The sequence below is a fragment of the Dapis purpurea BLCC-M126 genome (assembly GCF_050015975.1).
In the GTDB taxonomy this organism is placed as follows: domain Bacteria; phylum Cyanobacteriota; class Cyanobacteriia; order Cyanobacteriales; family Microcoleaceae; genus Trichodesmium.
In genome coordinates, this window is record NZ_JBNHER010000296.1 from 1 (window position 1) to 18,012 (window position 18,012).

Consider the following 18,012-nt stretch of genomic DNA (forward strand, 5'->3'; position numbering starts at 1 on the left):
CTGGAGATAGATACAGCCTTAGCGTGGTTTTCTGTACAGTTGCTACTCAAACCCCGGTTTGCTGAAAAAGTCTTTTGGTAAAGCTAGGAGTCAGGAGAAATGGAAATCATATCAAATCCGGTTCAACAGTTGTCATTGGGACGATAGGAAGCAACTTCAGGGGTGCACGGAGATTGCTTCCTTCCACTCCGTTCCAGTCGCAATGACTACAACAACTAATTATCCGGATTTGATATTAGGTTACAGCTATTTAACGATAGAAATTGTTTAACCTATTTACCATGTTATTCCTGATAAATAAAACTGCCACATCCCAATAGCGATCGTCTGCATCTTTAATATCACACTTTATTTTCCATTCTCCATCATCTACAACAGGCATTATTGTTAATGCTGTTGCTTTGTATTTCTGCTTTGCTCCGCAGTTAAATCCGGCAATAACTGCAGTCCATTCTGACGCTGGATATCCGGTTTTAATTGTGGGATTACCATTTACCTGATAAATTTGATATTCCATGGGTTTTTGAGTTGTCTCAGTTGTATCAGTGGTTGATAATGTGTCTGTTTCACCCTCACTAGTGGTTGACGTGGTATCAGTTCCACCAGTTGTTGAGGTGGTGTCCGTTGCATTAGTGGTTTGGGTTGTTTCACCCTCACCAGTTTTTGAGCTGGTGTCCGTTGTCTCAGTAGTTTGAGTTGTATCACCCTCACTAGTGGTTGATGTGGTATCAGTTCCACCAGTGGTTTGAGTTGTTTCACCCTCACCAGTTGTTGATGTGGTGTCTGTTGTCTCAGTAGTTTGAGTTGTATCACCCTCACTAGTGGTTGATGTGGTGTCTGTTGTCTCAACTTCATCAACTTGAATCAATTCATTAATTTCTTCTGGAGACAACACTCGGTCGTAAATCCGTAGATTAGCAACTTTACCATGATAGAATAACGTACCAGAATCACAACCCAATCTCACCATAGCAACTGAACCTATTGATTTGTTTTTACCCGTGCCACTCTGCCAGAGACTACCATTCTGATAAATTTTCATCTCACCTGTAGCAACATTCTTTGTAAATACCCAGTGAGTCCATTTATCTTTAAAATCAACCGCCTGAGATAATTTATCTATTCTGTCATAACTGTCATCAGAAGTAGTTGTATTTCCACAATCAAAATAAATTTTACTATCTGACCAAGGTAAATGAATATTAACCACTCTGTGATTACTTTGATCGTATGCAACTATTATAGAATTTGTCTTGGGTAAAGACTTACCGCCATGTGCCCAAAAACTAATTGTAATTTCATCACTTTGAGGAATAGCTGCTGTAGGCAGTTCAATATAATCATCTACTCCATCAAAGTTTATACAGTTACCAAAGCGCGAGTCAGCTACAATTTCAGGATTACCATTAACTTTGCCATTAAGCTTTTGGCCTGAAGCATCAACAACTTCTTTTTCCTTAGCAGCATTTTCCACAATTTCATTCAGTGGCAAATGCAGTTGTAAACCACGATTTATATCCATCGGTGGAGGTGTTTGATCTACCTTGATACATTCCTTAATTTCTTCAGGAGATAATGGTCGGTTATACAACCGCAGATTCGACATTTTGCCCTGAAAATAAATTGGAGATTTAGCGTTTTGAGTATTGCCAAGATAGTTTTTGGTTCGATTAACAGTATTGGGGATCGCTAGCAACCCTTCCCCTACTTGTTGACCATTTTTATAAATTTTGGCATTCCCTAATTGATCTACTGTTGCTGCTAAATGAAGCCATTGATTGTTTTCGAATATTTGATTAATGACTAACTCTTTTCTCTGTGAACCAAGATATACCACTAATAATATCGAATTGTTGACATAATGACTAAAAATGATATTATCCTCGGTAGGACCATTGGCAAAGTCAATTATTCTTGAGTAATTTTTAAACTTGCTGGAGTAACACCAAGCTTCTACAGTAAAACCTTTTGAATAATCAATATTCATTTCCGGCATTTGGATATTATCATCTACCCCGTCAAAGCTTAAACAATTGCCAAATTTCGAGTCGGCGACAACTGTTGCACCACTCACTTTACCATTGAGTTTTGCTGTTGAGATATCAAGTACTTCTTTTTCCTTAGCCGCATTTTTGACGATTTCATTCAGTGGCAGATGCAGTTGTAAACCACGATTTATATCCATCGGTGGAGGAGTTTCATCTACTTTCATACATTCGTTAATTTCTTCTGGAGACAACACTCGGTCGTAAATCCGCACATGAGCCATCTGCCCTTCAAAAGCTTGGTTGACATCAAATCCTCCTGCCAGCTTATCCTGTTCTTGACCTAGTATGAGTGCCCCTCCAGAATTAATTTTCTTTCCTTTACTCAGAGTTCCAGAGTCTTTCTCTTCCCCATCTTTATAAACCTTTAATTGTCCGTCGCTGCTATTCCAACTAAGTGCTACACAATGCCATTTACCATCATTCAAAACAACTTCTGTCTGCTTTGTCACCGCTGTAATTTCAGGTATGAGTTTTCTAATGTCAAACAATATAAAGGCATTACTTGTTTCTGAATTAGCATAGGAAACAGGTGTTCCTGCTTTTGTGGTATTGTTTGATTTAACCCAACATAATACTGTAAGTGTTTCTGAGGGGAAATTGGGCATGGGATTAATAATAATATAATCATTATTCCCATCAAAGTTTAAGCAGTTACCAAAACGATCGTCTGCTACAACTATTGGTTTTCCATTGACCTTGCCATTGATTTTTGCTACTGAGATATCAACAACTTCTTTTTCTTTAGCCGCATTTTCGACAATTTCATTGAGTGGCAAATGGAGTTGTAAACCACGATTTATATCCATAGGTGGAGGAGTTCCATCTACTTCCATACATTCATTAATTTCTTCTTTTGATAACGCTCGGTTATACATCCGCAGATGCGACATTTTGCCATGAAAAAAGGCATCATTAGGCCAGTTACTATCGCCAATATAGTTTTTGGTGCGATTAATATTATTTGGTAGATGTACTAAACCACTCTGTACTTCTTCGCCATTCTTATAGATTTTGCCACTACCTGAGCCATCAACGGTTACTGTTACATAAAGCCATTGGTTCAACTCTAGCATTCCATCTGCTTTAATCCTGTTCTGAGTAGCACCTTGATAAACATCTAAGACTACATTCTTAGTAGTACCTTCATTAGCAAAAAGAATGTTGTCGTTACTTTGAGCATTTCCAAAGTCAATAATTCTCGACCAACTCTTGAAGTTCTCATAATACACCCAAGCTCCTACAGTAAAACCTTGAGAATAATCAACATTCATTTCTGGCATTTGGATATAATCATCCACTCCGTCAAAGCTTAAACAATTGCCAAGGTGTGAGTCTGCTACAATTATTGGTTTTCCATTAACTTTACCATTAACTTTTGCTGCTGAAACATCAACAACTTCTTTTTCCTTAGCTGCATTTTCGACAATTTCATTGAGTGGCAGATGCAGTTGTAAACCACGATTTATATCTATCGGTGGAGGATTTTGATCTACCTCCATACATTCGTTAATTTCTTCTTTTGATAACGCTCGGTTATACATCCGCAGATGTGACATTTTGCCATAAAACAATTCATCTGGCCAATTACTTTTACCAATATAGTTTTTGGTACGATTAATCTTATTAGGGAGATTTATAGATCCACTCCCTACTTCTGTACCATTATTGTAAATTTTAGTGTTCCCCGATCCATCAACTGTTACTGCCAAATGTAGCCATTTGCTCAACTCTAGCTTTCCATTTGCTTTTACCCTGTTGGAAGTTGTTCCTTTAAAACTATCGAAACATAGATTGCTTGTTGTAGCTTCGTTAGCAAACACAATGTTGTCATTTGGAATACCATTGCCAAAGTCAATAATTCTCGACCAATTCTTGAAGCTGTTATAGTGTACCCAAGCTTCTACAGTCAAACCTTGGGAATAGTCAATATTCATCTCAGGCATTTGGATATAATCATCCACACCGTCGAAGTTTAGACAATTGCCAAAACCTGGGTCGTCTAAAATTTTGGGATTACCATTGACTTTACCCTTGAGTTTTGCTGGAGAAACATCAACAACTTCTTTTTCTTTGGCTGCATTTTCGACTATTTCATTGAGTGGCAGATGCAGTTGTAAACCACGATTTATATCTACAGATGGAGGAGTTCCATCCACTTTCATACATTCGTTAATTTCTTCAGGAGATAACACTCGGTCATAAATTCGTAGATGAGTAACTTTACCATCATAAAATGCATCACTAGCACCAAACTTCAGTTGAGTAATTGAAGTTATTGGTTTATTTTTACCTGTACCATTATGCCACAAACTACCATTGAGATAGATACTCATCTCCCCTGTGGTAACATTCTTCGTAAATGTCCAGTAAGTCCATTTATCTTTAAAATCAACAGCCTCAGCTATTTTGCTTATTCTGTCACCACTGTTATCAGAAGTAGTAGTATTTCCACAATCAAAGTGAATTACATTTCCCCAAGGTAAATGAATATTCACCATATAATGATTATATTGATTTACTGCCCAAAGAATAGTAGTGGCTTTAGGGAGAGATGTGTCACCATTTGCCCAAAAACTAATTGTGATTTCACCAGTTTGAGGAATAGCTGTTGTAGGCAGTTCGATATAATCATCCACTCCATCAAAGTTGATACATTTACCAAAGCGATCGTCTGCTACAATTTCAGCTTCTCCATGAACTTTACCCTTAAGTTTTGATGCTGATACATCAACAACTTCTTTTTCTTTCGCAGCATTTTCAACTATTTCATTGAGTGGTAGATGTAGTTCTAAACCACGATTTATATCTACAGATGGAGGAGTTCCATCCACTTTCATACATTCGTTAATTTCCTCTGGAGACAAGACTCGGTTATACATCCGCACATGAGCCATTTGACCCTCAAAAGCCTGATTGGCATCAAATCCTCCTGCAACTCTATCCTGTTCTTGACCTAATACCAGCGCCCCACCGGAAGAAATGTTTTTTCCTTTGCTTACAGTTCCAGAGTATTTCTCTTCCCCATCTTTATAAATCTTTAATTGTCCGTCACTACTATTCCAACTCGCTGCTACACAATGCCATTGACCATCATTAAAAGCGATTCCTGTGTCCGCTGTAACATTCAAAACATGGGGTATGAGTTTTCTAATCTCATACAGCAAGAAAGCATTATCTGTTTGAGAATTAGCATAAGCAAAAATTGTTCCCGCTTTTACTGTATTGTTCGATTTAATCCAACACAATACTGTAATTGTTTTTGAAGGGAAATTGGGCATTGGGTTAATGATAATATAATCATCATTCCCATCAAAGTTTATACATTTACCAAAGCGCGAGTCAGCTACAACTATTGCACCATTGACTTTACCATTGAGTTTTCCTGCTGAAACATCAACAACTTCCTTTTCTTTGGCAGCATTTTCGACTATTTCATTGAGTGGCAGATGCAGTTGTAAACCACGATTAATATCCATCGGTGGAGGTGTTCCGTCCACTTTCATACATTCGTTAATTTCTTCTGGAGATAACACTCGGTTATACACCCGCAGGTTTGACATTTTACCGTGAAAATATCCTGTTCCTGACCAGTTACTCAGACCAACATAGTTTTTGGTGCGATTAACATTATTGGGGATAGCTACCAACCCTCCCCCTACTTCTTGACCATCCTTATAAACCTTGGCATTTCCTGACTCATCAATTGTTGCTGTTAGATGGAGCCACTTACTTACTTCAAGTATCCCTTTTACTTCAATAGCTTTTCTAGTCGAACCAACAAATACAACTAATAATCCATCATTTGTTGTAGTATGATTGCCAAAAATGATATTGTTTTTACTAGGACCGTTAGCGAAATCAATAACTCTTGATTGGTTCTTGAAACTGTGATAATACACCCAAGCTTCTACAGTAATACCCTTTGAATAGTCAAAATTCATTTCTGGCATTTGGATATAATTATCCACTCCATTAAAGCTCAAACAGTTACCAAAGCGATCGTCTGCTATAACTGTTGCACCATTGACTTTACCATTGAGCTTTCCTGGAGAAACATCAACAACTTCCTTTTCCTTGGCAGCATTTTCCACTATTTCATTGAGTGGCAAATGCAGTTGTAAACCATTATTTATATCTATAGGTTTAGTTTGAGGAGTTGCATCAATTGGACTTGTAGAGCTAGTATTGCTAGCAACATAAATATCATGTAAATCGTTAGGTGTTACACCTTGAATCTTTTTCTGTTTGAAGCTAAGAGTAATAGACACATAACGTTGATTAGTTGGTAACTCAAACAAACCTAGTCCCGTATCTGTACCAAAAGAAGTACCAGGGTTTGGTGGAGTTGGACAGAACTCTTGTTTGCCTTGAGAGTTTTTACCAGAAATAGTTTGAGTAGCTGCATCTAGGAACACCCGAGCATTATGGCCTTTACCAAGAGTTCCACTGTTGAATAATTTCCAATCACCTAAGTTAAGTTCACTACCATCTAGAGTTTTTGCTGTGACTTTTATAGTTGTATATCCAGCTTTGCTACCGTTGAAGAATCTTGATATGGCCAAATAGGTGTCACCAGACGTTGCACCATCAGTTGCTTTGTCACCTGCTGCGGAAGCTTTGTATTTACTAAAATCTAGGGTGACAGAATAGTTATTTTCTTTTCCTAAAGTTCTGATTAGAGGCATAGTAGCAGTGATGCCTTTTACTTTGCCCGTTAAGCTAAAATTATTCTCTATTTCCCCCGAGAGAAATCGATTTTCCGTAACGGGATTACCACCATCTGGCTTTCCTCTCCAGCCACGGTTATCATAGTCTATTTGATTATAAGTAATACCTATTGTACCACCTAAACCATCAGGGACTTCTACTGTTTTGCCAAATCCTGGGTAATTATAACCAGTAGTATTCCAGAATGTAATATTTTTAGTAGCGACTTCAGACACTAAATTATTCTCCTTTTTTCTTGATTAATCAGCAATTTACTAGGGATATTAATCATCCTTTGATTGTCTGAAAAAATATACAATCCAGATGATTTTGGAGTTTTGTCTATACAATAAATCTCAAGTTTATGGATGCACTAATTCAATATTTCTTAATACTGAATCCTACCACTTATTCAATTATTAATATAATTAAATTTTATGAAGGATTATTGTTAAGTTTTCTGTTATTAATAGGCGATCGTTTCTTCTATACTCATCTACTAATAGCAAATCTAAATAGATAGTTACACTCAAAAAGGGAATAGGAAGGGAAAAACCTGACTGTAGCTTGCTAAACTCTTCCCTTACTTTTTTTTATAATTAATTTATAATTAAGTTATTGACTATATGTACAAAAAATAGTAAGTAAGAGATTTAGTGTTATGGCCTTAAAAAGTTTTAATGAATATGCATCAAAATCAACAATTTTTCTCTACTCAAAAAAGATTTGAATATTCACATTTGATATATTTCAATATCAAGATTTTTGCTGACTTTAATGATACTTTGTTCTGGAACTTTTTGCCAATCGTCTGCAAATAAAGGTTCGGAAGCTACAATTACAGAGTTAGGAAATTTAGGAGAATTTTTTAACCAATAAAGACTTGGTGGAATTGTACCTTGAGCAAATCTTGATGCAACTAATTGATGTCCGTCTGTAATAATTGTATTTGCCAAAAATCTAACTTGATTTTCCTGAGATATTTCTGTTAAAACCATTAATATACCGTGTAAAGCTTCTTTAAAATCACAGTTAATTCTTTCAATAATTTCATTAATTAGCAAAGCAAAAATATGTTCAGAGTCTGTATTACCTTTAATCAATAAATATGGCAGTTCTTGCAGATAATCCCGTATTTGTTTATAAAGAGTAAATCGGAATTTATCAATATAGCCATTGTGAATAAATAGTATATTTTTGTAATTAAATGGCTGACAGTTACTAATATCAATTGCTTGACCAGGAGTTGCACTTCTGACATAACCTAGAATACAGTTTGATTCTATATAACGACCAAGACTCTTGAGATTTATATCATTCCATATTGGCTGGATATTTTTATAAGTAAAAGGTAAAATCTGTTTTTGAGTATGATACCAACCTAGCCCAAAACCATCAGCATTTAGTAATGCTTCCTGCATTTCTTGGGGTTTATAACCTTGAACTATTAATGAGTGTTCTGGTTGACTAACAATTGAGTCTAATAAAATTGGTTCACCAAGGTAAGCTAATAATCTACACATATGAATTTTGGATTTTCTGTTTCAGTCTACATATTAGCAATTTGATTATCATAACATTTTTATCAGCAATATAATCAATGCCAAACTAATTCAGCCAGATTAAATGATTTTTTTCAATCAATTACATTAAACTCGTTAATTGGCAGGAAAATGTTTACATTAATTGTGCTTCTGCTTATGGTCGTTCTTTCATTAATGGATAATGGATGATTTGGTTAAAACTGTAAGGGAATTGAATATAAAGGAAATATTATTTCTTTAATAGAGTAATACATCAATTAAAAATGATTTAAAATATCTTCTATTTTTTTGAGAAAAATTGCCCACCAAGTTGGAAAAGGTGGGATATAGAAAACTAATAAAATTGAGCGATTGCTATCGACTTTAAGACGGTATAATTATTTTCTAATAAACAGCGATAGCAACCACTTAGCGGATTTCTGATTATTTTTAGATATCTTATCCCTAGTTTTTTTGTTTAAACGAAATTCTTCTGATTGTTTGATAGCAGAAGCACTCCTTTTAGATATTGATTTGGCAGATTTATTCAGTGCTTTCAATAAATCTTTTTCTTTGATAGGTCTTGTATATGCTTTGAATAAATCTTTTTCTAAACTCATTGCTTTTACGTTACTGAAACTCAACAATATTTATTTTACAAGGAAATAGAGAAAAAGCAGAGTGTGGGAAGTATTAGAAGTGTGGGGGGTGTGGGGAGTTTAGGAAGGGTGAGCAGATGGTGAATGTAGATACCTAAATTTTACCTTTTTCCCCTGTTCTATTTCTCAATTTCCTGACTTCTGACTCCTGACTCTATTACCAAAACTTCCACTTTTGCCAAAGATAGCAAATGGGTTCTATAAATGTTTTTTTCTTGTTCCCCTACTCCCGAAAAGTAGTAGACAATTGATAAAAATTACAATATAATACAAATAATACAAAAACAGTTGCATAAGTGGACAATATATTCAGATGGCACGACTAAATCAAATCATCGCCATAGAAAAAGGAATCAAAAGTCGGTCAGTGCAGGAACTAGCAGAAGCTCAAAAAGCTTTGCAGAAACCTGCTTTACTTTCCGGTATTTCTCGAACCTATCGCCCTAAAGATGAGGAGGGAGAACAACTCCCACCAGAGTCGAAAAAGGTGGAGGTTAAAGCAGAAGAAATTATCCGCAAGACTGCCGAGGTATTAACAAAGTTGTTGGATGTGACAGCAACCAAAGATTGGACAAACTGTACCGCCCGCGCTGATGTGGTTGTGGATGGTCAAACTTTGTTGACTCAAGCTCCAGTTAGTTATCTGCTCTTCCTAGAAAAGCAGTTGACAGACTTACGCGCTTTTATCAAAAAGTTGCCAGTTTTGGATGCTGCAGATACTTGGAATTTTGACCAGTCTTCCGACTGTTGGGCAACGGAACCAGTTCAAACACTGCGGACTTTTAAAACTCCCCGCAACCACGTTAAGGCAGAAGCAACAGAACATCACCCCGCACAAGTCGAGGTGTATTATGAAGATGTGACTATTGGGTATTGGCGCACGGTAAAATTTTCTGGCGCGTTGCCTGCACGTCGGGTTAATGAAATGTTGGAAAAGTTAGAAAAGCTGTCTCAAGCTGTTAAGTTTGCTCGTGAAGAAGCCAATAATTCTGAAGTAGAAGAGCAAAGAGTAGGAGAGCGTATTTTTCAATATTTATTTCAATAATTAGTTGTCAAAATTTATAGTTTGAGTTATTATTAAATTGGAGTACAAATTCAATCTCAAACTTTAATTTAAACCGTACAAGTATTATAGTGTCAGTTCGATTCTGACCTTCGTTTGATAAACGAAGTAGCCCAATGGGAAGAGGCGATATATTGTACAATCTCAAGATTAAGCTATTACTCCAAGCTTAATATTCATCACTGTCGCGAGAACAACTTTCGAGGAAAAATGTTATTGAGATGCAGGCTCGTATCCTGCTCCTGGCTCCAATTTGTATATGATTTTATATGCCGGGATAGCTTAACTGGGAAAGCACAATGATACTAAACTAAAACCGAGGATTAAAAGCGATCGCGTGTGCAATTCAGTGATAACAACGAAGCCCCAGGATAGGACAGACCTTGGGGCTTCACCTTTTTTTTCCTCTACTTATTCTTTTCCATAGTCTTTTGCGACATTTTCAACCGTGTTTTTCTCGGCAGAAAAGGCACGACCCAATTAAGCATGAAACTTAATGATGGCTCATTGATTTTAACTAAATCTCCTTTCATCATAGCATTATAGCCACACTCGGCGACAGACTTCGGTGATGCTGCGTTATCCCACATTGAGTTTCCTTCAAGATTTCCTGCTGCTACAAAACCAGTGGCAACTGCACCAGGACAAAGAGCGGTTGAGGTGACATTCGTATCAGAAAGTTCTTGGGCAATAGCCTGAGAAAATGAAACGACGAAAGCTTTTGTTGCATAATAAACTGCCTGTAACGGACCTGGAAGAAAACCTGCAGTTGATGCAACGTGCAAAATCTTGCCAGAATTTCGGCTAACCATCCCTTGCAAGTACAGATGGGTTAAGTTAACTAGAGAGACCATATTAACTTGCATCATTGCTTGGTCTTTTACCAGATCCCGTTCATGGAATTTCCCGTGACCGCCAAAACCAGCATTATTAATCAAGATATCTATTTGTATCCCTGCTGCTTCAGTTGCTGAAAATATATTGTCAGCAGAATTAGGTTGCGCTAAGTCAGCGACAATGACCGTTGCTTTTATACCGTAAGCATTTTCTAGTTCTGATTTCAGTTCGTTAAGAGGGCTTTCACGACGAGCAACCAATACTAGGTCTCCTCCTTTTGCTGCATGGAGTCTAGCGAGTTCAGCTCCTATGCCGCTTGATGCACCTGTTACTAATGCAGTATTACCCATAATTGTCTCCTTATTTTTGAATAGAGTGTTTTTATTTTATGATGATGTTATATCAAATCTGCTTGCTTCAGAGTATTATAAGAAACCGGGTTTGTGGGAGGTAAATATTATATACTGGGGCATTTAAAACAAACCCGGTTTCTGAGATTTTTTTATACCGATACTACCGGATTTGATATTATTATTCACAAATATTCTAGGACTTAGGTATAAGTCAGGAAAAACTAGGATTTGAGATTGCTTCCCTGTAGGTCGCAATGACGAAAATACCTTGTACTGTATAAGTCCTATATTCATTATAACTAACTAATCATTCTTCTCCAGACCCAATCATAAAAGCGATCGCCTCCCCATTTCCGAACAAAGAGCATGGGTTTTGCTAACTTTCCAGCCACATAGAGCGTTTTGGGATGATTAGCTTTAATTGCTTTAGAAATTGTATTTGCTATTACTGAGGGTGGTGACATATTATTAGGATTTGTCTGTAAATTTTGGGAGAGTTTGGCGATCGCATTAGCAATCTCCCTGTATGGCCCCTGACCAGATCGCTTGAGCATGGGTTCGACATAGACATCACCAAACTCCGTTGCAATAGCTCCAGGCTCAATAATAATGACATCAATATTAAAAGGCTTGGTTTCAAAGCGCAAACAATCACTCCAGCCTTCAAGGGCGTGTTTAGTCGCAATATACCATGCACCTAGTGGAACATAGACTTTGCCTCCTGCGGACGAGACGTTAACGATTTTGCCTGCTTTCTGCTTGCGCATATAAGGCAGCACTAACTGAGTCAGACGAGCTAATCCGAATAAATTGACCTCGAACTGATAACGCGCATCATCTATGGTAGTTTCTTCTACAGAGCCGTAAATAGCAAAACCAGCATTGTTGATTAGAATATCCACGCCACCATGTTTCTGCTCGATCTGCTCAACTGCTGCAACTACTTCATCGTCTTTGCTAATATCCATCTTGATAGGGATACCTCCTAATATCCTGATGTCTTCCATTTTTTCGACACGTCTAGCTGCTGTATAAACGGTGTAGCCTTCTTTAATCAACTTGTTGGCGGTTTCTTTACCCATTCCTGATGATGCTCCAGTAATGAGAACTGTTTTCTGGCCCATTTTTGTTTCCTCAAAATAAATGATATAGAATGAATATTCGTTATTAGAGACAAAAAAAATTATTCAGCTTTCAATCCATCCCAACAAGATAGGGCTGTCATCTCCCTTTGTCTCGATTATGTTTTAGTAATAAGAACTGTTTTCTGGCCCATTTTTGTTTCCTCAAAATAAATGATATAGAATGAATATTCATTCTTAGAGACAAAAAAAATTATTCAGCTTTCAATCCATCCCAACAAAATTGGGCTGCTATATCCCTTTGTTCGTCAGTAATTTCTACTCTTCCTGACAAATGGAGCTTGGCTATACTAACTACTGTCCCAAATATAAGAGAAAGAATAAGCTGAATATTCATTTTCTTGAGATAACCAGACTCAATCCCTTCTGTAAAAAATCCAGCTAAAGGAGCCAAGTATTTGTTACCTACCTCTCTAGCCTCCTCAGATATTAGGGGAGAGGTGGAACATTGCTCAAAGAATGATAACTGCATTGGTTTTAATATGAGATAGTTAAAGACATTTCGCCATATTAGGAGAAACCTCTCTTTATAGGGACTCTGGATTTCATAACCACGAAAGGCTACATCAAATATCTCTTTTTTTACATTGAGATACAGATGATTAATCAGGGCTTCTTTACTAGAAAAGTAATTATATATAGCCCCAGCAGACACTTGAGAACGTTTGCTAATCTGAGACATAGGAGTAGCATGGAGGCCATTCTCAGCGATTAGCTCCATCGTGGCATCCAAAATGCGCTGCTTTTTGTCTTTAGATTGAATATTCATTCTATTATGGTATTTAATTTTTTTTGTTTTGTCAATAGTATATTAAAACTAATACGCAAAAGTTAAAAATCAAAATTCAAAAAAATATGTACGTTGCTAATCCGACAGCTTTCCTATCTACATCGCACTATATCAAGTCTCACTCGGCAAAACTCTGAACGGTTGATTATTGCTTTCCCATATTCGCAGATGGGAGTAGAGTTGTGTTCCCTGAAAGTAAACTGCTTCATAGGCAAGACGCAAGTTACGCTCAAGACTACTAGGTTCAACTTCAGTAGCTTTGTTAGATCCAATAGTTTTTCGTAAACCAAAGGATAAAATTTCTACTAAGTCGTGGCCACAACAAATTTGCCAAGAGTCGCGATCGCCATTTCTTTTATCAATCAGTTGCTGTTGCAAATCTTCGTCTTTTAATGAAAAATCTTGAGATTTATTCTTAACTTCACGAATAAATTTAATCTCGTCTATCCTCAAATTCTTTTCATCAATGAACTTGCTAAATGTAATGTTCTCGAAAGTTAAATCTAGTCTATCGCAAAGAGATATCCAACGCAAGTAACCTATGGGCACAGCACTTTCAAGTATTACTAATCTTATATCTTGGTTAAATTGAGATATTTTTTCTTGGGAAGCAAACTCAGAAACTACCTTATCAAAAGCGGGAGAATTAATGAGCATTGTTTCAAGATCGTGGCTATCAGTGTAAAGTAAGTTGGCACTTTTTTGGTATGTTGGAGGAGTGAGGCGATCAAAGTCAGCATCAACAATTGCCAGAACACCCTGAAAGTTTGATTCTTCTAATATTTTGAGAACAGAAATAACACGCTGTTTACTAGAAGGCTTCCCTGAAATAACAACTAACTCGCATTCTGATTTTTCTACAAAACGCTCATAAAAAATTTTGTCTGAACTACCTTCTACTAATAAAAGTGTTTGACTTTTGTAGACATCTCGCAGTAAACGAACTTTAGTAGCATCTGCCTCAACTGAACGCAAATCTCTCAAATTTCTCACTTAATCTGGCCTCTTTAATTCAACTGTTAAATCCCAACGATCCTGAATAATATCGGGCGAGTGAGTAGCCATTAAAATATCTATGTCTGCAAGTTCAGTAATTTCCTTTAAATCTTTTAAAAATTCAATCTGCCATGCCACATGAAGAGAAAGTTCAGGCTCATCAATTAAAACTAATGAGTTAGGTTCAGTTTTAAATAGTAATTCATATAAAAGAACTAATTCATGTTGTTCGCCGGATGAAAGATCGCTAGGCGAAAGTTCTTGGTTATGCTCTGTTGTAAATACAAATCCCTTTTGTTTACTAAAATTTATTTCTTTATAAGAATAAGCAAATTTTTTATTTATAATTCTCCTCATGAGGTAGATTTTTTTTGCAGTTTCAGCAAATACATTTAACTTTTTTTCTACATCCTCAACATATACTGACAAAACATTTTTAGTGCTTTCATCTATGTCTTGGGGATGAATTTTAAATTCTGAGTCTTCTTCTTTATCTAGAAGTCCTATTTCTATAAGATGAGAACGAGTTGACTCAAGCTCATCTAATTGTTGGCGTAGTTGTTCGTTTGTAACATTTATTGATGGCTGCTGTTTGACAATTCTGAATGGAAATGTTCTATCAAGAGATTGGGATGTTCTCCCGTACTCCCTAAATTGATCCTGCATAAGTTTAGCAAGTTCATCAGAGTAGGCTTTAGCAGTAGATTGGGTTGAAGAAGAAAGATTAGGACCAGAATTTAAGCGCTGTGATTCAATTAAACGAATATGAATAGAATTTTGAAACTTTTGCAACCATTCACTTGCAGCACCCGTCGGGGTTATGAGAGAGGAACGTTTTTTCCTTGAAGAAGAATAACTAAGAGAAAGTTTTTCTGATTCTAATGTTTGTGTTTTATTTAAGAAAAAAATCTTTTTTTCCTTATCTGAATCCTTAAACTCTTTGACAATTTCTATAATTTCATCATTATCTAATTCAATCTTAAATTTTTTAAATGGTATCTTTCTCAACTCAAAGTATCTATAATTAAAGAAGCCATTCAAAATTCTCAATATTGCTGTTTTTCCAAAGCCGTTTAGACCATGAATAACAGTAATTCTCTCATCCCTATTTAAGGGAATTACATGGTCAAAAATCCCAAATAAGCCATCAACAGAAATTTGTTTAATTCTCATATTAACTGGGAATTATAAGCATTAGCTTAACTTCTTGATTTTAATTTTTATCGCCCTAAAAAAAGTAGAACATTTTCTGCCAAAATTTAATCTAATATTTCTAAATATTACCACTATAATTATTAACCTAAATACTTACACTCCTGACTTTTCAATAGAACTCTCAATTAAAGTAGATAATGCCTGTTGAGCATAATTAGCACCTCCAGAATATCCTTCAATAGTAGCCATCAAACTTGCCCCTCCAATTAGAAGTAAATATTGTTGAGAAAATGATTCTGAATCTTTGACTCCGACTTCTTCAGCTAATTCCTTAATCTGCATCCGAATAGACTCTCTAACTCCTACCGATACATTATGGGCAGGATGAGAAGCATCGGCTATTTCCAGTACAGCATTAATAAAAGGACAGCCACGAAAATCTGGACTTGCGTACCACTCCCGCAACACATCAAAAGTTGCTAGTAATCTCTCCTTAGCAGTATTACCGCGATCGCGCACTGCCGTTTCAAACCAAGTTAACCATTCTTTGGCCCGGTGTTTCATTACTGCTTCTATCAGTTCGTCTTTTGAGGTGAAATGCCGATAAAGAGTTCTTTTGGCCACGCCGCTAGTGGCAATAATCTCATTAATACCTACATTTTGAATCCCCTTTTGATAAAAAAGTTGGGACGCAGTTTCTAATATTTGCTGGCGAGGATGATTAGAGGATTTCATTTTCATTAAAAGTAGACAAAGTTGTCTCTATAGATATATACTATGAAAAAAGTAGACAAGTCTGTCTACTTGCTTAGTAAATTAGGGATTTGATGGATGGAATTTACAATTTATAACCTAGAAACAGTACCAGAAGAGTCTAAACAAGCATTAGCTCATGCTCAAGAAACCTTTGGTTTTATTCCTAACCTAGAAGGAATTTTGGCTGAAGCTCCAGCTTTGTTAAAAGGCTCAGTTACATTATGGGATTTATTTGAGACGACAAGTTTTACAGAGGTTGAACGACAGGTGATTTATCTAACGGCAAACTATGAAAATAGTTGTGATTATTGTATGGCTGCCCATTCTGGATTAGCCAAAATGATTGGAATGTCTCAAGAAAATGTTGAAGCTCTGAGAAATGGTACGTTAATGCCAGATAAAAAATTACAAGCATTACGTCATTTTACTCAACAAATGGTACAAGCTCGTGGCTGGGTTAAAGATAGTGAAATTGAAGAATTTATGGCAGCCGGATATAGTAAACAGCAGGTATTAGAAGTGATTTTAGGTATTGCAATTAAGGTAATGCACAATTACACTAATCATATTGCTAAAACACCTTTAGATAAACAATGTGACATCCTCCCGACGCTGACCTGATGGTACAGCGCGGGCTTCCAAACCTCACAGTTTGGCATTCCTAGTTTTTCTTTTGCGAGGTTTCGCCTCTGACCTAGACGGAGGCAACTCCGTCCCTGGCAGACCGACTGCATAGGCGTTTTCTCTTCCCCAGAGTCCCTGGGTACTAAGTTCTTCTAGACCACGCAACCTGATTACTTCTGATGCTGCATGATCTCTGTCTGTCTCGTATCCACATTCACTACATCTATGCTTCCGTTCAGATAGTTCTTTCTTTCCTGTATGTGTTCCACATTTAGGACAAGTTTGAGAGGTTCCATCAGGGTTGACACGGGCAAAATAAACTTGATGTTTCTTCGCTACCCATTCCAGGAAGTTGAGGAACTGACCAAAAGCTGCATCCAGAGTATGTTTTCTCAACATTCCTCTAGACATAGCTTTCAAGTTCAAATCCTCCACGAACACCATCCCAATACCCTCTTTGGTACAAAGATGGTTAGCCAGTTTGAACTGCCAATCTTTCCGAACATTTGCAATGTGATTGTGGAATCTGGCCACTTTTTTCCTGACCTTTTCGCGGTTTTGAGAACCCTTTTTTGTTCTGGCATACTTGCGTTGCAGTAATTCCAACTCGCGATACAACGATGTCAAAAATCGGGGTCTAGCAATAAACTCTTTATCCGAGGTTGTCAAAAACTTCTCCAAACCTAAATCAATACCTATAGCCTCTCCGTGAGGTTGAGCTTCTGGTATCGATACCTCAGACTCAATGGTGAGTACTACTTCCCACTTATCTGCCTTCCTTAACACCCTTGCTTGCTTGACCACAAACCCTTCTGGAATAGGTCGGTGCAAGTTGATGGGTATTTTTCCTAACTTAGGGAGAGTAATCTGCCAACCTGTAATCGGGTTGGTTTTGAATTGAGGGAACAACATAGACTTCATTTGCCCAAACTTCTTGAAGCGAGGAAAGCCATACCCTCTGCGTTGGAAATAATTCCAACCATCGTGCAATCTGCGAATTGTAGTTTGCAGAATTTGAGAGGGAGCTTCTCGGAGTTCTGGGAATTCTTTTTTGGCCTTGGGAAGTGCGTTTTGCTGGTTGTAGTAGGTTGGAAAAGGCTTGTTAGCTGGGATGATGTATTCTTTTGAGAGGGAACAATAGTCCAAACTGCACTTACGGGAATTTACCCAATCCTTAATTTCCCCCAAGGCGTAGTTGTACACTTTGCGAGATATTTCCAGCCAATGCAGCATAGTTTGCTCTTGGATGGGGTCGGGGTAAAGTCGGTAGCGATAGTTCATGGTCAGAGTCATACAAAAAATTCTAATATCATGTTCGGATGATCACTTATAATAAAACCAGAATCATTACAGTAGAGA

General features: G+C 37.0%; 12 protein-coding genes. 2 read left to right on the top strand and 10 right to left on the bottom strand.

The window, feature by feature from the left end; genetic code table 11:
- Positions 1-250 precede the first annotated feature (250 nt).
- From ACP6PL_RS26855 to ACP6PL_RS26865, 3 genes are all read right to left on the bottom strand, one after another.
- Positions 251-6,991, bottom strand: coding sequence for a LamG-like jellyroll fold domain-containing protein (locus ACP6PL_RS26855; protein WP_426548398.1), 6,741 nt, complete (start codon positions 6,989-6,991; stop codon positions 251-253).
- 498 nt (positions 6,992-7,489) lie between these two features.
- Positions 7,490-8,278: an ergothioneine biosynthesis protein EgtC gene (egtC, locus tag ACP6PL_RS26860; RefSeq protein WP_426548399.1), complete on the bottom strand. Its 789-nt coding sequence runs from the start codon at positions 8,276-8,278 to the stop codon at positions 7,490-7,492.
- Between the two features lie 398 nt (positions 8,279-8,676).
- Positions 8,677-8,898, bottom strand: a complete 222-nt coding sequence (locus ACP6PL_RS26865; protein ID WP_426548400.1) for a hypothetical protein — start codon at positions 8,896-8,898, stop codon at positions 8,677-8,679.
- A 352-nt stretch (positions 8,899-9,250) separates the two neighbouring features.
- On the opposite strand from ACP6PL_RS26865, the gene ACP6PL_RS26870 reads away from it, so the two are divergent.
- Entirely contained in the window at positions 9,251-9,982 is a 732-nt protein-coding gene (locus ACP6PL_RS26870; RefSeq protein ID WP_426548401.1) for a DUF7873 family protein, read from the top strand.
- A 425-nt stretch (positions 9,983-10,407) separates the two neighbouring features.
- On the opposite strand, the gene ACP6PL_RS26875 is transcribed toward ACP6PL_RS26870, so the two are convergent.
- The 6 genes from ACP6PL_RS26875 to ACP6PL_RS26900 all read right to left on the bottom strand — a co-directional run bounded on the left by ACP6PL_RS26875 (position 10,408) and on the right by ACP6PL_RS26900 (position 16,008).
- Positions 10,408-11,187, bottom strand: a complete 780-nt coding sequence (locus tag ACP6PL_RS26875; RefSeq protein WP_426548402.1) for an SDR family NAD(P)-dependent oxidoreductase — start codon at positions 11,185-11,187, stop codon at positions 10,408-10,410.
- A gap of 302 nt (positions 11,188-11,489) precedes the next feature.
- The gene (locus tag ACP6PL_RS26880) at positions 11,490-12,314 is read right to left on the bottom strand and encodes an oxidoreductase (RefSeq protein WP_426548403.1); all 825 of its coding nucleotides are present in this window, start codon (positions 12,312-12,314) and stop codon (positions 11,490-11,492) included.
- Positions 12,315-12,525: 211 nt separating this feature from the next.
- Positions 12,526-13,101: a TetR/AcrR family transcriptional regulator gene (locus ACP6PL_RS26885; RefSeq protein WP_426548404.1), complete on the bottom strand. Its 576-nt coding sequence runs from the start codon at positions 13,099-13,101 to the stop codon at positions 12,526-12,528.
- A gap of 132 nt (positions 13,102-13,233) precedes the next feature.
- Positions 13,234-14,115: a DUF4435 domain-containing protein gene (locus tag ACP6PL_RS26890; protein ID WP_426548405.1), complete on the bottom strand. Its 882-nt coding sequence runs from the start codon at positions 14,113-14,115 to the stop codon at positions 13,234-13,236.
- Positions 14,116-15,291 carry an AAA family ATPase gene (locus tag ACP6PL_RS26895; RefSeq protein WP_426548406.1) on the bottom strand — a complete coding sequence of 392 codons (1,176 nt, stop codon included), beginning with the start codon at positions 15,289-15,291 and terminating at the stop codon, positions 14,116-14,118.
- Between the two features lie 135 nt (positions 15,292-15,426).
- Positions 15,427-16,008 (bottom strand): TetR/AcrR family transcriptional regulator, encoded by a 582-nt coding sequence (locus ACP6PL_RS26900; RefSeq protein WP_426548407.1) that lies wholly within the window; start codon positions 16,006-16,008, stop codon positions 15,427-15,429.
- A 96-nt stretch (positions 16,009-16,104) separates the two neighbouring features.
- Here ACP6PL_RS26900 and ACP6PL_RS26905 point away from each other — a divergent pair, with 96 nt between their 5' ends.
- Positions 16,105-16,650, top strand: coding sequence for a carboxymuconolactone decarboxylase family protein (locus tag ACP6PL_RS26905; RefSeq protein ID WP_426548408.1), 546 nt, complete (start codon positions 16,105-16,107; stop codon positions 16,648-16,650).
- Positions 16,651-16,674: 24 nt separating this feature from the next.
- Here the strand turns inward: ACP6PL_RS26905 and ACP6PL_RS26910 are convergent, their stop codons facing one another.
- Positions 16,675-17,946 carry an RNA-guided endonuclease InsQ/TnpB family protein gene (locus ACP6PL_RS26910; protein WP_426548409.1) on the bottom strand — a complete coding sequence of 424 codons (1,272 nt, stop codon included), beginning with the start codon at positions 17,944-17,946 and terminating at the stop codon, positions 16,675-16,677.
- Positions 17,947-18,012: the final 66 nt, after the last annotated feature.

Bases quoted from the DNA above. Each gene is read 5' to 3' on its own strand.
- egtC (WP_426548399.1), bottom strand. From the start codon at position 8,278: ATGTGTAGATTATTAGCTTACCTTGGTGAACCAATTTTATTAGACTCA.
- ACP6PL_RS26865 (WP_426548400.1), bottom strand. From the start codon at position 8,898: ATGAGTTTAGAAAAAGATTTATTCAAAGCATATACAAGACCTATCAAA.
- ACP6PL_RS26870 (WP_426548401.1), top strand. From the start codon at position 9,251: ATGGCACGACTAAATCAAATCATCGCCATAGAAAAAGGAATCAAAAGT.
- ACP6PL_RS26875 (WP_426548402.1), bottom strand. From the start codon at position 11,187: ATGGGTAATACTGCATTAGTAACAGGTGCATCAAGCGGCATAGGAGCT.
- ACP6PL_RS26880 (WP_426548403.1), bottom strand. From the start codon at position 12,314: ATGGGCCAGAAAACAGTTCTCATTACTGGAGCATCATCAGGAATGGGT.
- ACP6PL_RS26885 (WP_426548404.1), bottom strand. From the start codon at position 13,101: ATGAATATTCAATCTAAAGACAAAAAGCAGCGCATTTTGGATGCCACG.
- ACP6PL_RS26895 (WP_426548406.1), bottom strand. From the start codon at position 15,291: ATGAGAATTAAACAAATTTCTGTTGATGGCTTATTTGGGATTTTTGAC.
- ACP6PL_RS26900 (WP_426548407.1), bottom strand. From the start codon at position 16,008: ATGAAATCCTCTAATCATCCTCGCCAGCAAATATTAGAAACTGCGTCC.
- ACP6PL_RS26905 (WP_426548408.1), top strand. From the start codon at position 16,105: ATGGAATTTACAATTTATAACCTAGAAACAGTACCAGAAGAGTCTAAA.
- ACP6PL_RS26910 (WP_426548409.1), bottom strand. From the start codon at position 17,946: ATGACTCTGACCATGAACTATCGCTACCGACTTTACCCCGACCCCATC.